We start from the raw sequence: 14,746 nt of genomic DNA on the forward strand, positions 1-14,746 counted from the left end.
CAGCCGGAAAAGTTGCGAACGAGACCGTCGTGAACACTCCGCGACCTTCCGGCAATCGCCGTTCACACCGGCGCTCGACGGCTCGCTGCCAAACACCTCCTGTGGCTCGAAACCTGCCGCGCCACAGCGACACTCGCCTGCCGGAAGGCCGCGGCGGTGGCGGTTGCGCGGGTACGACACGGCCGACCGAACGAGAAAGGCGTGGGCGCGCGATCTTCCCTCGGTGACGAGCCGACGCACGATATGTCCGGCCGAGCCGCGACGCACTGGCCTCCCCCTGCTCAACGGCGCTCTCGCCAACTCGATTAGCATTTTCGCCGCGTCACATACGAGCTGAGTGGAGGGTGGGTTTTCATGGCCAAGAAGGTCATCGTCGAGCTGGTGGACGACTACGACGGCAAGTCCGATGCCGACCAGACGGTGCACTTCGGCATCGACGGGATCGAATACGAAATCGACCTGTCGACAAAGAACGCCGAGAAACTGCGCAAGATCTTCGAGCAGTGGACCGAGTCCGCCCGCAAGGTCGGCCGAAACCGCAAGGGCGCCGTCAAGTCCGGCGCTCCTCGCACGACCCCGGACCGCGAGCAGACCGCCGCCATCCGGGAGTGGGCGCGTAACAACGGCTACGAGATCTCGAGCCGCGGCCGCATCCACAAGGACATCGTCGAGGCGTACAACAAAGCCGGTTAGACGACGGTCCGCCCGTCACGAACCTGCCAGTGTCACGGCACGCGCCATGAGCGCGTCCGCGACGGCACGGGGACGACGGCCGAGCCCGCAGGCGCAGGCGACGCCGTCGACGCGGCGCCCCAGCGCATTCTCGATGGTGTGCAGCGTCTTTCGCTGCTGCTCCTCGGTAGGCACGTCGTGGACGACACCCGCGTAGAAGCGGGTGCCCGCGGGCAGGGACAGATCGGCGAGGGGCGCGTAGAACCGGGACTCCGCAGCCGGCGGTCTGTCGCCAGCGGCGAACGGAACATGGACATACTCCAGGGTGCGCCCGGAGGGCCATTGCCGCGCAACGGAATTGGCCAGGTCGACGAACGGCCGTGCGGTGCGCAGCGGCACGCCCCTGTTGTGCAGACTGCCCAGGCACAGGTGCACGCCGAGCCGGGAGCCTTCCGGCGCCGCCGCGGCGAGCGCCGCGATTCCCCGGCCCGAGCCCAGCAGTCGCTCCACCACGCGGTGCGCGGGCTGGCTCAGCGCCATCGCCACCAGCTCCGCGGTGGCCTCCAGCTGGATGACGACGTCGTTTCCGCCCCTGCGCGCGATGGCGGCGATCTCTCGCGTGGTGGCCTCGGTGAACGCGGTGCGTTCGGAGCGAATTCCCCTGGGCCCCAATGCGACGAACGCCAGGGTGAGATCGGTCGGCATGCCGATCTGCAACGCGAGTTCGGGCCGGCCCAGGTCGGCGCGCACGGCGGAGAAGATCGGCAGCGCCTCGGCGGTTTCTCCGGAATATCCGAGATCCATCCCGTCCCCGGTCGCCTTCCGGCCCTCCGGTACACGGTATCGAGGTCGATCGCGGCGAGTCCGCCACTCCCCCGCCCGGGTGACCTCGAGCGCGCCCTGAGCAACCAGGTCTTCCAGGATCGGCCGGACGTAATACTCGTACCGGCGGGTCTCACCGGTGGGCAGGGTGTGTAACAGCGGCCCGGCACTGTCGGCCATCGCCCGCATCGCCTCATCCGTACTCGTGGCAGGGAAGCTCCCCACGAAATGCACGCTGCGCGAAGGCATTTACCCATCGTACCCGCCAGGCCGACGCTGCGGGATGCATCGAGAGGCGCGGGCGGGCGGGCCGATCCACATCGGGTGTTTGCACACAATTTACGGGCTCGAATTCTCGGCGAAGCGCGGGCGGCAGCGATCGCCCCTAGACTCGCAGCCACGTCTCGGACATCGAGACGACTCGACGTTCGACCAGCGCCGCGCGAACACCGTCCCGCGCCTCGCCGAGGCGCCACCCAGCTGTCCGGGCTCGATCCGGTGCACCGTCTGCCGGTGAACCGCCCCGGACCGTCCCCCGGGAGGTAACGATGGCCGTCTCGCACAGCACCGTCTCGCACGCGGAAGGGACCACCGTCCACCTCCGGACGCCGGGCGAATCGTTCGCCACCGGACCGCAGCGCGCGGCGACGCCGCCGTCGGCGACGATCCCCACCGCGGCGGAATTCGGACCGCCGCGGCAGTTGAGCGCCCTGGACCTGCATCTGCTGGACAGCGAAACCGCCTCGGCGCCGATGCATATCGGCGCCGTCATGCTGCTCGATTCGGGCCGCTCGCCGCGCGGCGCGCTGGATGTCGGCGCACTGCGGCGGCTGTTCGCCGCGCGGCTGCACCTGGTGGCCCCGCTGCGCCGCCGGGTACGCACCGTGCCACTGGGCCTCGACGAGCCGTACTGGGACGATTGCGCCACCGTCGATCTCGGTTTCCACGTGCGCGAGGTGCGACTGCCCGACGGGGCGACCGACGCCGACCTCGCCGACTATGTCGCACGCCGCCATGCCCAGCCGCTCGACCGATCCCGCCCGCTGTGGGAATGCCACCTCGTCTCCGGACTCTCGGACGGCCGCCAGGCGGTCTACACGAAGGTGCACCACGCGGTGATCGACGGTGTGTCCGCGGCGGAGATCATGGGGGCGATCCTCGACGTCTCCGAAACCCCCACGGCCACACCGCCTCCCGAGGGCGGTATCCGCCGCGACCGCACGCCGTCGATGATCGGGATGCTGGCCCGCAGCGCTCCCAAGGCGGTGACCCGCCAATCGGCCCGCACGCGCGCGGCGCTCGACGCGGTCCCGACACTGCTACGCACCCGGGACGCCTTCCGCGCCAAACACGACGACGTTCCGTTCAACCACCCGCTCACCACGACCCGCAGCGTCGCCTACACCTCGCTGCCCCTGGATGCGGTCAAGGCGATCAAGAAGTCGATCGACGGCACGGTCAACGATGTGGTGATGGCACTGTGCACCTCGGCGCTGCGCAACTGGATGCTCGACCGCGAAATCCCCATCGACCGGCCGCTGCTGGCCGCGATCCCGGTTTCGGTGCGCACGCCCGAACAGTTGGGCACCGCGGGTAATCAGTTCTCGCTCATGCTGTCCCCGCTGCCGATCGGTGAGCACGATGCGCACGCCCGGCTGAAACTGCTGCACAACAATCTGCTCGTGGCCAAGGACCGGTTCGGCAAACAGCCACCGACGCTGCTGCACGAACTGACCACACTGCTCACACCGGCCCTGCACGGCCTGCCGACCCGAGCGCTGCTACGTGCCGCCGCCCGCACCCTCCCTCTGGTCAACCTGATCGTCTCGAATGTCCCGGGACCGCAGATTCCGCTGTATCTCCACGGTATCCGCGTGCTGGCCAGCTATCCGGTCTCGGTGCTCACCGAGTTGTCCGGCGGCCTGAACATCACCGTGATGTCCTACGACGGGCACCTCGATTTCGGTATCGTCGCCTGCCCGGAGGCGGTTCCCGATGTCTGGGAGATCACCACCCATTTGGCGGACGCGCTGGCGGAGTTGCAGCGGAGCTTGTGATGCGGCGCCCACCCTTTGGTAATATGACTCTCTTATAGAGAGAATGTCATATACACAAGGGGGCCGATGGCCGACGATCCGCATGCCGGAGCGGGCCCGGGCGGGCCACCCTGGAGCCAAGCCGAGCTGTCGCGCCTCATGGACGTACGTCCCTGTGGCGCAGGCCATTACGTCGCCCCCGCACATGGTCCGACCGTCCGTAACGTCGTCGAGGCCGGCCAGATGCTCGGCGACGCGATCGTGGCGGCCGCCAAGGAGGTACCCGGGCAGCGCGTGGTGTCGGCGTCGATGATCTTCTCGCGGGTCGCCGCCCACGACGCGCCGCTGGACGTCGAGGTCGAGGTGCTGCACTCGGGTCGCACCTACAGCACGGCACACGTCCGGATCCGGCAGGACGGCACCCTGCGGTGCGCGGGCACCGTACTGCTGGACGCCGGCGCACCCGATCTGATCCGTTCGGCGGCGCCGATGCCGAAGGTCGAACCGCCGGAAAAGCTGGCGGCGCTGGATATTCCGGGCACGGAGGTGGACGGCCGGGACATGCGCGTAGCCGGCGACGGGTACAGTCCCGACCCCGGACACGTCGGTCCTCCGGAACTGTTCGTGTGGACGCGATACCGCGACACGCCCGAGGCCGGCTGTCTGCATGCGGCACTGCTGGCGCACTCGTGTGCCCACTGGACGGTGGCCGCCGCATTGCGCCCGCATCCCGCCTACGGTGAATCGATGGCCCATTCCGCGATCTCGACCGGAATCACCATGGCCACCATCACCTTTCACGACGAGGCGGATGTGACACAGTGGCTGCTGTACAGCACCCGCGTCATCTACGCCGGACGCGGCCACGCCCAGAGCGAAGGACAGGTACACGCCGCCGACGGACGACTGATGGCGTCCTACAGCGTGCACGCGATGGTGCGAGCGTTCCGGCCCGCCGATACCGCCGCCCGCACCCGCTCCGGCACCGTACTCTGACCACCGGCCATCGGGGGAACACATCTCGGAGGAACACATGGAATCGTCCGGCTTCGCCGATTGGCCCGACTATCGCATCGACGTGCGGCGAATTCGCAATCTGGTCCGCGTCCTGCACGAGGATCGGGTACTGGCCGAGACCACCGCGAGCCTGCTCGTCGCCGAACAGGACCACGGGATCGTGTTCTACATACCGGTCGCCGATATCCGCTTCGACCTGCTCACCCTGGACGAACAGCTCACCTCCCGCTGCCCCTTCAAGGGCTGGGCCCGGTATTGGCGCCCGAACGACAGCGACGAGCCCATCGCGTGGGAGTATCACGAGCCCTATCCGGAGGTGGCGTTGATCCGGGACCACATCGGCTTCTATCAGGATCGCGTCCGCCTCGAGATCGGTGTGGCGGATCCGGCCGTGTCCGGACTGCGGCACCGACCCGAATCCGGCCGGCCACCGCACGCCGGGTAACCCACCGGCCCTCAGCATCCTCCGTCCGGGGTGAAGGGATGGCGCAACTGTGCCGAATAGGCGGTGGGATAGTGCGGTTTCGCCGCCATACCGAGTTCGGCGGAGCTGAATCGGCGCGCCGGATCGTAGAAGTAGGTCCGGTAGAGGTGGTCCCAGATCAGCGTGAAGAGCCCGAAGTTCACGTCCCCGACACCGGCCCATCTGAGGTGGTGGAAGCGGTGTCCCGCGTTGAGGGCGAGCACGTAGGTCGCGGGGCCGACGCGGTAGTCGGCATTGGAATGCTGGAGCAGCAGTTGCACGGCGACGGCCAGAGCCAGCACGCCGGCGACGGAGACCGGCAGGCCGACCAGGATCAACGGCGCCACCCCCGCGGCCGTTTCGATCGCCTGGTGCAGAGGGTGTTTCATCAGGCCGTTGAGTCCGTAGAACCGGGTGACGCTGTGGTGCACGGCATGGAATCGCCACAGGACACCGAGCTTGTGGCTGGCCAGATGCGTGGTCGTGATGCCGAAATCGGCGACCAGGATCGCCACCAGGACCTGAGCGAGGAACGGCCAGTGCCGCGGCCAGAGATCCGGGGCCGGGACCACGGACGCCAGCAGCGGAATCACCGCCACACCGGCCAGGATCATCGTTTCGTTCACCGCGGCATGGATACGGTCGCGGCGGGTGTCGTCGTGGTCGGTGTTCCACGACCGCTCGTACGGGATGACCCGCTCGGCGAGGAACGAGGCCACGACTGCGATCACCAGCAGGGGTAACAACCACACCTCCGCAACGCCGGCGGCCGACAGCGCGATCGCGGCACCGTCGACACCCGAGACCATGAACGGCACGTAGACATAACTCAGAATCCGCTGCGAGACAGTGTGTTTCGCAGTATTCGCAGGGGTTGTATCGGTCACCGTTCCAGCCTGGAGGAACCGCCGCGGATGCGATTGAACGATTCGGCTAGATCGCGGAACCGATCTCCACGCGGACAGTGCGACTCAGCGCGGACGGCGGCAGGCCGAAGGTGGCGCGACAGGTCCGCGACAGATGCGCGCTGTCGGCGAATCCGGCCGCATGCGCCGCCGCGGTCACGTCGTCGCCGGCGGCCGTCCGCGCGACGGCGGTCATGACCCGCAACCACAGCACGTACCGGCGCAGCGGCAATCCGACCTGATCGGTGAACACATGTGTCAGCCGGCTCGTCGAGATCCCCACCCGCTCGGCGAGTGTGCCGGTGCGCACCGGGCCCTGCGCGATCAGCTCCGGCAGCAGTTCGAGCGCGGCGCTGACACCGGGGTGCCGCGCCGGCCGCACGGCCCCGGCGCCCACCGACCTGGTCAGCGCCGACACCGCGGCGCGCGGATCGCCGCTCGCGGGATCGAGACCGGCCAGCACGTCGGTGTCCGCCCAGGACGCACCGAGACGATTTTCCACCGCGCTACCCAGCGCGGATTCGGGATCGATGAACAGCGCGACGGCCGGCTGCGCACCGGCCGTGATCGCATGTCCGGTATCGGAGGGAATCCCCATCCGGCCTCCGGTGTGCACGCGCCCGTGGTCGTCGACCACCCGCAGTTCCCCCGCCGCGACCATCAGCTGCACCGCATGGTGGGCATGCCGCTCGGTCGGTCCGATGGCGCCCGCGTACGCCAGCACGCCCGGCAACAGCAGGGCCGCGCCGGACCACCGTCCCGGACCCGGAACATTCGACGCCACAGCGGGTGTCGGACGATGGAGCGCCGCGTCGGCACCCTCGCCCGGGAACGAGCCTTCGGCATCGCAGACGTCACTCGGCATGCCTCGAACCATAGGGCGGCACGCGCGCCACGCCCGTCCCCGCACACCGGCGCAACGACCGCCGGATCGAGATCAGGCGAGGACCTCCTGAAGTTTGCCGGTGGCGACGTCGAACACGAATCCGCGCAGTGAGGTCGTCTTCGTCACGAACGGGCTGGCCTCGATGCGCCGGATCGACTGGCGCACATCCACATCCAGATCGTCGAAGGCCTCCGCCGCCCAGGCGGGCTTCAGGCCGGTCTCGTCCTGGATTCCGCGTTTGAACTCGTCGTCGGTGAAGGTCAGCATGCCGCAGTCGGTGTGATGGATGAGGATGATCTCCGTAGTGCCCAGCAACCGCTGACTGATGGCCAGCGAACGGATCTCGTCGTCGGTCACCACCCCGCCCGCGTTGCGGATGACATGGGCCTCACCCTCCTGGAGTCCGAGGATGCGGTAGACGTCGAGCCGCGCATCCATGCACGCCACCACGGCGACGTGCTTACTCGGCGGCAGCGGAAGCGGTCCGCTGAACTGTGCCGCGTAGTCGGCATTGTTGGCCAAGAGCTCATCTGTCACAGTCATGATCGCGCCCTTCGTCGGGGTAAGTGCGGACATTCACATGTGCGCATGGATCATGCCTGCCGGCAGCCGCGAACACCAGGTATTCGCTCAGCGTGAAGTCAACGGTTGCCGATCATGTGACATGAACGCCGCGATCGGCTGCCACCGGGCCGGGATCACGGACGCATCGTCTTCACCGCCTGCGTGATGCGGGATTCCGGGTGGGCGCGGCGGGTGCGCAGGCCGTTCACCAGCGCGAGCACGGCGCCCAAACCGACCAGGATCAGGCCGCGCGCCCAGATCTCGGCGTCGATGCGGGTGAACAGGTAGAGGCAGGAGGCCAGCGCCAGCCAGGGAACGAGCGCAGGGACACGGAAGTGGTCGGTGTCGACGGGATGGCGGCGCTCGAGCAGAACCGAGCAGTTGACCGCCGCGAAGACGACGAGCAGAAGCAGGACCAGGGTTTCGGCCAGCACCGCGACCTCGCCGGTGAGCGCGAGGGCGATGGATGCTCCCGAGGTCACCACCACCGCCACCCAGGGAGTGCGGCGGCCGGGAAGCAGGCGGGTGAGCACCGCCGGCAGCAGTCCGTCGCGAGCCATGCCGTAGGCGAGCCGCGAGGCCATGATGCCGGTCAGCAAGGCACCGTTGGCGACGGCGACCAACGCGATGACACTGAACAACCGGTCGGGCACGCCGCCGGCCCGGCGCACCACCTCGAGCAGCGGACCGCTCGACCGCGCCAGTTCATCGGTGGGCACGGCGGCGCTGGCGACCACACCGACCAGCACGTACACCACTCCGGCGGTGAGCAGGGCGCCGAACAGCGCGATCGGGTACGAGCGCCGCGGATCACGCACCTCCTCAGCGAGATTCACCGAGGTCTCGAAACCCACGAAGGAGTAGAAAGCCAGCACGGTACCCGCGAGCACCGCCGCGACCGGACCGTGTTCCGCGGTGCCGATCTCGGTGAGCCTGCCGGGATCGGCGTCACCGCGCAGCAGGATCCACGCGCCCAGGCCGATGATCAGCACCAGCCCGCTGAGCTCGACCAGGCTCGCCGCCACATTGGCGCGCAACGATTCCTTGATCCCGCGGATGTTGAGCGCCGCCAGCGCGACCAGGAAGACGACGATGACGACCGCGGTCGGCGCGGACACGATCGCCTGGAGATAGTCACCGGCGAACGCCCGGGCCAGCGCTCCCACCGACACCACGCCCGCGGCGAGCATGCAGAAGCCGACCAGTGAGCCGGCGGCCGGTCCCAGCGCCCGCGTCGCATAGTGCGCGGAGCCGCCCGCCCGCGGATACTTCGTCGCCAGTTCGGCATACGACGCCGCGGTGAGGGTGGCCATGCCGAGCGCGACGGCCAGCGGTAACCACACCGCACCGCCCGACGCCTGAGCGACGGAACCGATCAGCACGTAGACCCCGGCTCCGAGCACGTCGCCCAGGATGAAGAAGTACAGCAGAGGCGTACTGACGGCGCGCTTCAAGGAATGGGGCATACCGGCCACGTACCCGCCCAGCGCGCATCGAACCGGACGGTGGCGTTCGCGGCCCTACCGGCGAGCGCACTCCACCTCGATCCAGCGGCAGATGAGGTCCACGACGTATTCACGCTCCCGCGTGGTCAGTTCGCGGCCCTTGGCGATGCCGTGCGTGCGCTGCAGACAGCTGCGACAGCACGTGGCGGTGGCGTGCTGAGCACGAAAGACCGGATGCCCGCCCCAGGGAGTCTGCTTCCCGTCCTTGGCTGGATGAGCAGGTGCGAGCCGCGTGCCGATGAGGTCGGCAGCGTGTTCCCGCACCACCGTCATGCCGCGCAGCGCGACGAACTCCACCTCGGGCGCGCGCAGGTGGAACTTCGCCCGGAACGGCTGCCGGGCGATGGCGTCGAGGCGAGCGTCGAGGGTGGTGTGGTCCAGCCGCACCACACCACCCTAGATATGGATGTATCCGCCGGTGAGCATGCCGTCGTCGAGGCGCGGGGCGATGGACTCTCCCCCGAGCGCGGTGCGCAGCTCGATCTGCTCGTCCCGGACGACGTGCATGACGGCATTGATCAACGCCAGGTGCGTGAACGCCTGGGGATAGTTGCCCCAGTGCCGGCCCGTCACCGGGTCGATCTCCTCGGCGTAGAGGCCCAGCGGGCTGGCGTAGCCGAGCAATTTCTCGCACAACTGTTTGGCGCGGTGATTTTCACCGATTTCCGAGAGTGCGGACACCAGCCAGAACGAGCAGATCGTGAACGTGCCTTCGGCCCCGGCGAACCCGTCGTCGGTTTCGTCGGTGCGATAGCGCAGGACGAGTCCGTCACTGGTCAGTTCGTCGGCGATGGCGAGCACCGTTTTACGGACGCGTTCGTCGTCGGGAGGAAGGAACCGGACCAGCGGGATGAGCAGTGTCGAGGCGTCCAGCGCCGTGCTGCCGTAGTACTGGGTGAACACACCCCGCGAGTCGACGGCGTTGGCGCAGACGTCGGCGCGGATCTCGTCGGCCGCACGCTGCCAGCGGGCGGCGCGTTCGAAGTCCTGGTGGATGCGGGCCAGTCGCGCGCCACGATCGGCGGCGACCCAGCACATGACCTTGCTGGAGGTGAAGTGCTGCGGCTTGCCGCGCACTTCCCAGATACCGTGGTCGGGTTCGCGCCACACCGCGAGCGCGCTTTTGACCGCCCAGCGCAGCAGCGGCCAGGTGCGCGCGTCGATCTGATCCTGATGGCGGGCGTAGAGGTAGACCGAGTCCAGCGCCGCGCCCCAGACATCGTGCTGGCGTTGGCGATACGCGTCGTTGCCGACTCGCACCGGGGAGGCGTTCTCGTAGCCCCGCAGGTTGTCCAGGGTGTGTTCGCGCAGGTCGGTTTCGCCGCCGATGCCGTAGACGATCTGCATGTCCTGGGCGTTCTCGGCCAGATTGATGATGTGGGAGAAGTAGTCGTTGGCTTCCCAGTTGAAGCCCAATGTGTACAGCCCCCACAGCGCGAAGGCCGAATCCCGGACCCAGGTGTAGCGATAGTCCCAATTACGTTCTCCGCCAGGGGTTTCCGGTAGCGAGGTGGTCGGCGCGGCGACGATGGCGCCGGTCGGGGCGAAGGTGAGGCCCTTCAGGGTCAGCGCGCTGCGCGTGAGCTGGGCGCTCCAGGGATGGTCCGGGAACCGGCCGCCGGCCAGCCAGTGCCGCCAGTGATGGACGGTCCCGACCAGGCGCCGATTGGCCTCTTCGACGGTTTCGGGAGCCTCCCGGCTGCCCCACGACAGCGCACAGAAGCGGGTATCGCCGCTCTTGAGCAGGGTGCGGGCCACCGCGCGCGAGCCCTCGATACCCAGGCGCAGATCGGTGGTCAGCCGCAACGGCAGATCGACACCGTCGGCGCCGGCCTGGGCCAGGTGGTAGCTGTCGAGGTATTCCCAGGCGGCTCGCGCTCGCCCGTAGTCGTATGCGGGCTGACAGTCCAGCACGAACTGGATCTGCCCGGTCTCGCAGTGCACGATGCGCAGCAGGATGTGTTCGGCGTCGTAGTCGGTGGGCGCACGGCGGTGCGCGCTGCGACCGGGTTGCTGGTGCCGCCACGGGCCGACGAGCAGGACGTCGCGAACGGTTGCCCATCCTTCGCCACTGCGCCAGCTCGTCTCCATGACCATCGTGCCGGGGATGTAGCGGCGATCGGCCGGAGCCGCGATGTCGTCGGGCGCGAAGCGGAACGACCCGGCGGAGCGATCGAGGATCGCGCCGAAGACGCTGGGGGAATCCATACGGGGCAAGCACATCCATTCGATGGCGCCACTGGGCCCGATCAGGGCTGTGACCTCGGAATCGGAGATGAACGCATAGTCGTCGATGCGCGGGAAAGCGGTGACCCGGGGCGTGTGTTCCGGATGGTCGTTCATGCGGTGCTCCCATTCGTCACCTGCTCGGCCCGCTCGGGCACTGCTTCGATCGTATGTCCGCCGGTGCGTGGTTTCTACCGGCACGGACCAGCCGATGCGTACATCAACCGTGTTCTCTGGAAATTTGCCAAATACCGCATGGGGGACCGCTTCGCCGGACGACCATGGGAGGGTGACCGACCGAGACGGCATGCGCGCCCTGGCCACCGCCCAGCATCGCGGCCACGAGGTGCGACGGGCGTGGCTCGAGACGCTGGGGCCCGGCGAGCGGTCGGCGGTGTGGGCGTGGGCCGCGTTCACGGCCACCTTCGGGACCACACGGGCCCTCACACACTGGATCCGCGCCGGACACGGACCCAGCGGTGGCGGAATCAGCCTGGGCGGCAAGCATTTTCACCACTACAACATCGGGATCGCGACGCTCGCGGCGGTGGGGATGGTGGCGCTGCGCGGCACCGAGCGCGCCCGCCGCCATCCGGTGGTGGCCACCTCCTACGGCGCCGGTTCGGCGCTGATCGTCGACGAACTGGCACTGCTGCTGGATCTCGAGGACGTCTACTGGGCACGCGAAGGGCGTACCAGCGTCGACGCGGCGGTGCTGGTGATCGGTCTCGGCGGTCTGGCCACCGCCGGATTCGAGTTCTGGCCGCGCGCCCACCGCGCGCTGCGGGGACGGTGAGCGCGGTCCCGCGGTGACGCGGGCAGGGGTCAGCGTCCCTCGGTGGGGTTGTTTCTCGGGACGTCGTTTCGCGGAACATCGCTTCGCGGAACATCGCTTCGCGGAACATCGCTTCGCGGAGCATCGTTTCGCGGAGCATCGTTTCGCGGAGCATCGTTTCGCGGAGCATCGGCTCCGGACGTGCGACCGCCCTCGGCGTCCTTCCCCGGCTCGCGGGTCCGCGCGTCCGGATCGACCTTGTCGGCGCGGCGGAATTCCTGGGAGAGTTCGTCGCGCGAGGTCGCGGCCTCGTTGTGGTGGGCGGCTGCCTGTTCCTTCAGACCTGCCGCCTGCGCCGCCTTGATATCGGCCTCGGCCGACGCCGCTCGGGCCTTCGCCGCGGTTTCGTCGGCCAGCGCTTGGCGACGACCGACCTCGTGGGAACGCTCGGTCGCCTTCTCACGGATCTCCGCGGCCTCGGCGCGACGATGTTCCTTACGTTGAACCACGGCCACCCGGGCAAGCGCGGCGATGACCAGGATCGCCACAACCACGACAACAACGATCACGACGATCGTGGTGGTACTCATCTCGACTCCTCGAATTCGCTCGGGCGTTCCGGCGTGCGGCCGCACCGGCGTCAGTAGTAGTGGCGTCGCCCGCCGACGGCACGCCCCATCGAGCCCAGAGCCAGCAGCACCAAACCGATGACGAGGACCACGATTCCGATGATCCAGATGATGTGGATCTTCAGCAGAAAACCGACGACGAGGAGAATGATTCCGAGAATGATCATGGTCGATACCTGATTCGGTGAATGAAGCGGCAGGCCTGCACCGGGCACTTCGACAGTCTGCAAAGCTACCCGCTGGCTACACGCTAAAAACCACTCAACCACCGCGAACGCACCGTGTCAACGGTGTCGGGCTACTGCCCGCCGCCCGATGTGCGGCCGCGCCGGCCCCGGTGGTCCCGGTGCCGACGCACGGCGCAGCGCGCGTCCCGGTTATCGGGAACCGTATCGCCGTGAGCGCCGGTCAGCGGGACGAGATCTGCTCGAGCGCCGTACCCCTTCTTAGCGTCGAAGGCGGAGAAACAGGTCTCCGGCGAAAGGTATCCGACTGTGACCCCCGAGACGACATCGTCCACTGGGAATATCCGTACCGGCGTCGATGTGGTGATCGTCGGCGCAGGCATCGCAGGGCTCTACGCGATCCACCGGCTGCGCGGGCAGGGTCTGCGCGTGCGGGCGTTCGAGGCCGGCGACGGCGTGGGCGGCGTGTGGTATTGGAACCGCTACCCGGGCGCGCGCTGCGACGTCGAGAGCGTCGACTACTCGTACTCGTTCGACGACGCCCTGCAGCAGGAATGGAACTGGAGCGAGAAGTACGCCACCCAGCCCGAGATCCTGTCCTATCTCGAACATGTCGCCGACCGTTTCGATCTGCGCCGCGACATCGAATTCGGCACGCGGGTAACCGATATCGTGCTCGACGAGACCACGCTGCGCTGGCGGGTCCGCGTCGACAGCGGCGCCGAGGTGACGGCGCGGTTCGTCGTGCTGGCCACCGGTCCGCTGTCCAATGCCAACACCCCGGCCATCGACGGGCTGCCGACCTTCGCCGGCCGGCTGCTGCACACTTCCAGCTGGCCCGCCGACGGTGTCGACTTCACCGGTCAGCGGGTCGGTGTCATCGGCACCGGATCCTCGGGCATCCAAGCCATTCCGCATCTGGCCGAGCAGGCGGAACGGCTGTACGTCTTCCAGCGCACACCCAATTACAGTGTGCCCGCGGGTAATACGCCGCTGGACGAGCAGACGCGCCGCGAGCAGAAGGCCGGCTATCCGGAGCGGCGGCGGCTGTCGATGGCCAGCGGTGGCGGTTCACCGCACCGGCCGCATCCGAAGAACACCCTCGAGGTTTCCGAGCAGGAGCGCCGCGACGCCTACGAGAAGCGCTGGCAGCTCGGCGGTGTGCTGTTCAGCAAGACGTTCCCGGATCAGATGGTGACCGCCGAGGCGAACGAGCCGGCGCGCCTGTTCTGGGAGCAGAAGGTGCGCGCGGTGATCGACGACCCACGCGTCGCCGACCTGCTGATCCCGCGCGACCATCCGATCGGCGCCAAACGGATCTGCACCGATACGAACTACTACGAGACCTACAACCGCGGCAACGTCGAACTGGTGGACCTGCGCACCACACCGATCCAGCGGATCGACGCCGCGGGCGTGCACACCACCGACGCGCACTACGCGCTCGACACCCTCGTCCTGGCCACCGGCTTCGACGCGATGACCGGATCGGTCGCGAAGATGAATATCGTCGGCCGCGGCGGCGAAACGCTGAACGAGGCGTGGCGCGAGGGCCCGAAAACCTATCTGGGCCTGGGCATCAGCGGCTTCCCGAATTTGTTCAACCTCACCGGGCCCGGCAGTCCCTCGGTCCTGGCCAATATGGTGCTGCATTCGGAACTGCACGTGGACTGGGTGGCCGACGCGATCGACTTCCTGGAACGCCGCGGCGCGGCCGCTCTCGAGGCGCGACCGGACGCGGTGTCGGCCTGGGTCGCCGAATGCGCCGAGCGGGCGGCGAAAACTCTGATGCCGCAAGCCAATTCGTGGTACCTCGGCGCGAACGTGCCGGGTAAGCCTCGGGTGTTCATGCCCTTCGTCGGCGGGTTCGGCGTGTACGGCGAGATCATCGCCGAGGTGGCCGCGGCCGACTACAAGGGTTTCGACGTCCTCGACGTCCCCTCGGACCGGACGTAATCGAAGAGGTCCCACAGTAGGTCCCGCGGTCCGGATCCGGACCGCGGGACCGATACCGTGGTACGGCATTGCGTCCCACCGAAAGCCCCGGATCGGCTTGCGGCC

General features: G+C 68.2%; 15 protein-coding genes. 7 read left to right on the forward strand and 8 right to left on the reverse strand.

Translation table 11 applies throughout. The annotated features are described in order from the left end of the window. Window positions 1–354: 354 nt before the first annotated feature. On the forward strand, window positions 355–693 hold the full coding sequence (locus NMI01S_RS16655; protein WP_062998173.1) for a histone-like nucleoid-structuring protein Lsr2: 339 nt from the start codon (window positions 355–357) through the stop codon (window positions 691–693). A gap of 15 nt (window positions 694–708) precedes the next feature. Here the strand turns inward: NMI01S_RS16655 and NMI01S_RS16660 are convergent, their stop codons facing one another. Next, entirely contained in the window at window positions 709–1,743 is a 1,035-nt protein-coding gene (locus NMI01S_RS16660) for a hypothetical protein (RefSeq protein WP_062998175.1), read from the reverse strand. A 299-nt stretch (window positions 1,744–2,042) separates the two neighbouring features. On the opposite strand from NMI01S_RS16660, the gene NMI01S_RS16665 reads away from it, so the two are divergent. The 3 genes from NMI01S_RS16665 (at window position 2,043) to NMI01S_RS16675 (ending at window position 4,992) form a co-directional block, all read left to right on the forward strand. After that, window positions 2,043–3,551 carry a WS/DGAT/MGAT family O-acyltransferase gene (locus NMI01S_RS16665; protein WP_062998177.1) on the forward strand — a complete coding sequence of 503 codons (1,509 nt, stop codon included), beginning with the start codon at window positions 2,043–2,045 and terminating at the stop codon, window positions 3,549–3,551. 66 nt (window positions 3,552–3,617) lie between these two features. After that, entirely contained in the window at window positions 3,618–4,526 is a 909-nt protein-coding gene (locus NMI01S_RS16670) for an acyl-CoA thioesterase (protein WP_084513016.1), read from the forward strand. 37 nt (window positions 4,527–4,563) lie between these two features. Beyond that, on the forward strand, window positions 4,564–4,992 hold the full coding sequence (locus NMI01S_RS16675; RefSeq protein WP_062998181.1) for a DUF427 domain-containing protein: 429 nt from the start codon (window positions 4,564–4,566) through the stop codon (window positions 4,990–4,992). A gap of 11 nt (window positions 4,993–5,003) precedes the next feature. Here NMI01S_RS16675 and NMI01S_RS16680 read toward each other — a convergent pair whose 3' ends face one another. The 6 genes from NMI01S_RS16680 to NMI01S_RS16705 form a co-directional block, all read right to left on the reverse strand. Beyond that, window positions 5,004–5,819 carry a sterol desaturase family protein gene (locus NMI01S_RS16680; RefSeq protein ID WP_084513046.1) on the reverse strand — a complete coding sequence of 272 codons (816 nt, stop codon included), beginning with the start codon at window positions 5,817–5,819 and terminating at the stop codon, window positions 5,004–5,006. A 124-nt stretch (window positions 5,820–5,943) separates the two neighbouring features. Continuing rightward, complete coding sequence (locus tag NMI01S_RS16685) at window positions 5,944–6,780, reverse strand: helix-turn-helix domain-containing protein (protein ID WP_084513017.1); 837 nt, start codon at window positions 6,778–6,780, stop codon at window positions 5,944–5,946. A gap of 72 nt (window positions 6,781–6,852) precedes the next feature. After that, a complete protein-coding gene (locus NMI01S_RS16690; protein ID WP_062998185.1) occupies window positions 6,853–7,344 on the reverse strand; it encodes a beta-class carbonic anhydrase in 492 nt (163 codons plus the stop codon). A 155-nt stretch (window positions 7,345–7,499) separates the two neighbouring features. Beyond that, on the reverse strand, window positions 7,500–8,831 hold the full coding sequence (locus NMI01S_RS16695; protein WP_062998731.1) for an APC family permease: 1,332 nt from the start codon (window positions 8,829–8,831) through the stop codon (window positions 7,500–7,502). Between the two features lie 54 nt (window positions 8,832–8,885). After that, on the reverse strand, window positions 8,886–9,257 hold the full coding sequence (locus tag NMI01S_RS16700; protein WP_245716896.1) for a DUF4186 domain-containing protein: 372 nt from the start codon (window positions 9,255–9,257) through the stop codon (window positions 8,886–8,888). A 9-nt stretch (window positions 9,258–9,266) separates the two neighbouring features. After that, a complete protein-coding gene (locus NMI01S_RS16705) occupies window positions 9,267–11,213 on the reverse strand; it encodes a glycoside hydrolase family 15 protein (protein ID WP_063920756.1) in 1,947 nt (648 codons plus the stop codon). 190 nt (window positions 11,214–11,403) lie between these two features. On the opposite strand from NMI01S_RS16705, the gene NMI01S_RS16710 reads away from it, so the two are divergent. Together NMI01S_RS16710 and NMI01S_RS36395 are read left to right on the forward strand one after the other, a co-directional pair. Beyond that, window positions 11,404–11,892, forward strand: coding sequence for a hypothetical protein (locus tag NMI01S_RS16710; protein ID WP_062998187.1), 489 nt, complete (start codon window positions 11,404–11,406; stop codon window positions 11,890–11,892). A gap of 42 nt (window positions 11,893–11,934) precedes the next feature. Beyond that, on the forward strand, window positions 11,935–12,375 hold the full coding sequence (locus tag NMI01S_RS36395) for a pentapeptide repeat-containing protein (RefSeq protein ID WP_218021030.1): 441 nt from the start codon (window positions 11,935–11,937) through the stop codon (window positions 12,373–12,375). 136 nt (window positions 12,376–12,511) lie between these two features. On the opposite strand, the gene NMI01S_RS35335 is transcribed toward NMI01S_RS36395, so the two are convergent. Continuing rightward, window positions 12,512–12,667: a DUF6131 family protein gene (locus tag NMI01S_RS35335; RefSeq protein WP_167669911.1), complete on the reverse strand. Its 156-nt coding sequence runs from the start codon at window positions 12,665–12,667 to the stop codon at window positions 12,512–12,514. A 327-nt stretch (window positions 12,668–12,994) separates the two neighbouring features. On the opposite strand from NMI01S_RS35335, the gene NMI01S_RS16720 reads away from it, so the two are divergent. Continuing rightward, window positions 12,995–14,641, forward strand: a complete 1,647-nt coding sequence (locus NMI01S_RS16720) for a flavin-containing monooxygenase (RefSeq protein WP_062998189.1) — start codon at window positions 12,995–12,997, stop codon at window positions 14,639–14,641. Window positions 14,642–14,746 lie beyond the last annotated feature (105 nt).

The sequence above is a fragment of the Nocardia mikamii NBRC 108933 genome, assembly GCF_001613505.1.
GTDB lineage: Bacteria > Actinomycetota > Actinomycetes > Mycobacteriales > Mycobacteriaceae > Nocardia > Nocardia mikamii.

What these genes read in the sequence shown, in the direction of transcription:
- NMI01S_RS16675 (WP_062998181.1), top strand. Translation starts at nt 4,564, where the DNA reads ATGGAATCGTCCGGCTTCGCCGATTGGCCCGACTATCGCATCGACGTG.
- NMI01S_RS35335 (WP_167669911.1), bottom strand. Translation starts at nt 12,667, where the DNA reads ATGATCATTCTCGGAATCATTCTCCTCGTCGTCGGTTTTCTGCTGAAG.
- NMI01S_RS16655 (WP_062998173.1), top strand. Translation starts at nt 355, where the DNA reads ATGGCCAAGAAGGTCATCGTCGAGCTGGTGGACGACTACGACGGCAAG.
- NMI01S_RS16660 (WP_062998175.1), bottom strand. Translation starts at nt 1,743, where the DNA reads ATGCCTTCGCGCAGCGTGCATTTCGTGGGGAGCTTCCCTGCCACGAGT.
- NMI01S_RS16710 (WP_062998187.1), top strand. Translation starts at nt 11,404, where the DNA reads ATGCGCGCCCTGGCCACCGCCCAGCATCGCGGCCACGAGGTGCGACGG.
- NMI01S_RS16665 (WP_062998177.1), top strand. Translation starts at nt 2,043, where the DNA reads ATGGCCGTCTCGCACAGCACCGTCTCGCACGCGGAAGGGACCACCGTC.
- NMI01S_RS16690 (WP_062998185.1), bottom strand. Translation starts at nt 7,344, where the DNA reads ATGACTGTGACAGATGAGCTCTTGGCCAACAATGCCGACTACGCGGCA.
- NMI01S_RS16670 (WP_084513016.1), top strand. Translation starts at nt 3,618, where the DNA reads ATGGCCGACGATCCGCATGCCGGAGCGGGCCCGGGCGGGCCACCCTGG.
- NMI01S_RS16705 (WP_063920756.1), bottom strand. Translation starts at nt 11,213, where the DNA reads ATGAACGACCATCCGGAACACACGCCCCGGGTCACCGCTTTCCCGCGC.
- NMI01S_RS16680 (WP_084513046.1), bottom strand. Translation starts at nt 5,819, where the DNA reads ATGGTCTCGGGTGTCGACGGTGCCGCGATCGCGCTGTCGGCCGCCGGC.
- NMI01S_RS16685 (WP_084513017.1), bottom strand. Translation starts at nt 6,780, where the DNA reads ATGCCGAGTGACGTCTGCGATGCCGAAGGCTCGTTCCCGGGCGAGGGT.
- NMI01S_RS16695 (WP_062998731.1), bottom strand. Translation starts at nt 8,831, where the DNA reads ATGCCCCATTCCTTGAAGCGCGCCGTCAGTACGCCTCTGCTGTACTTC.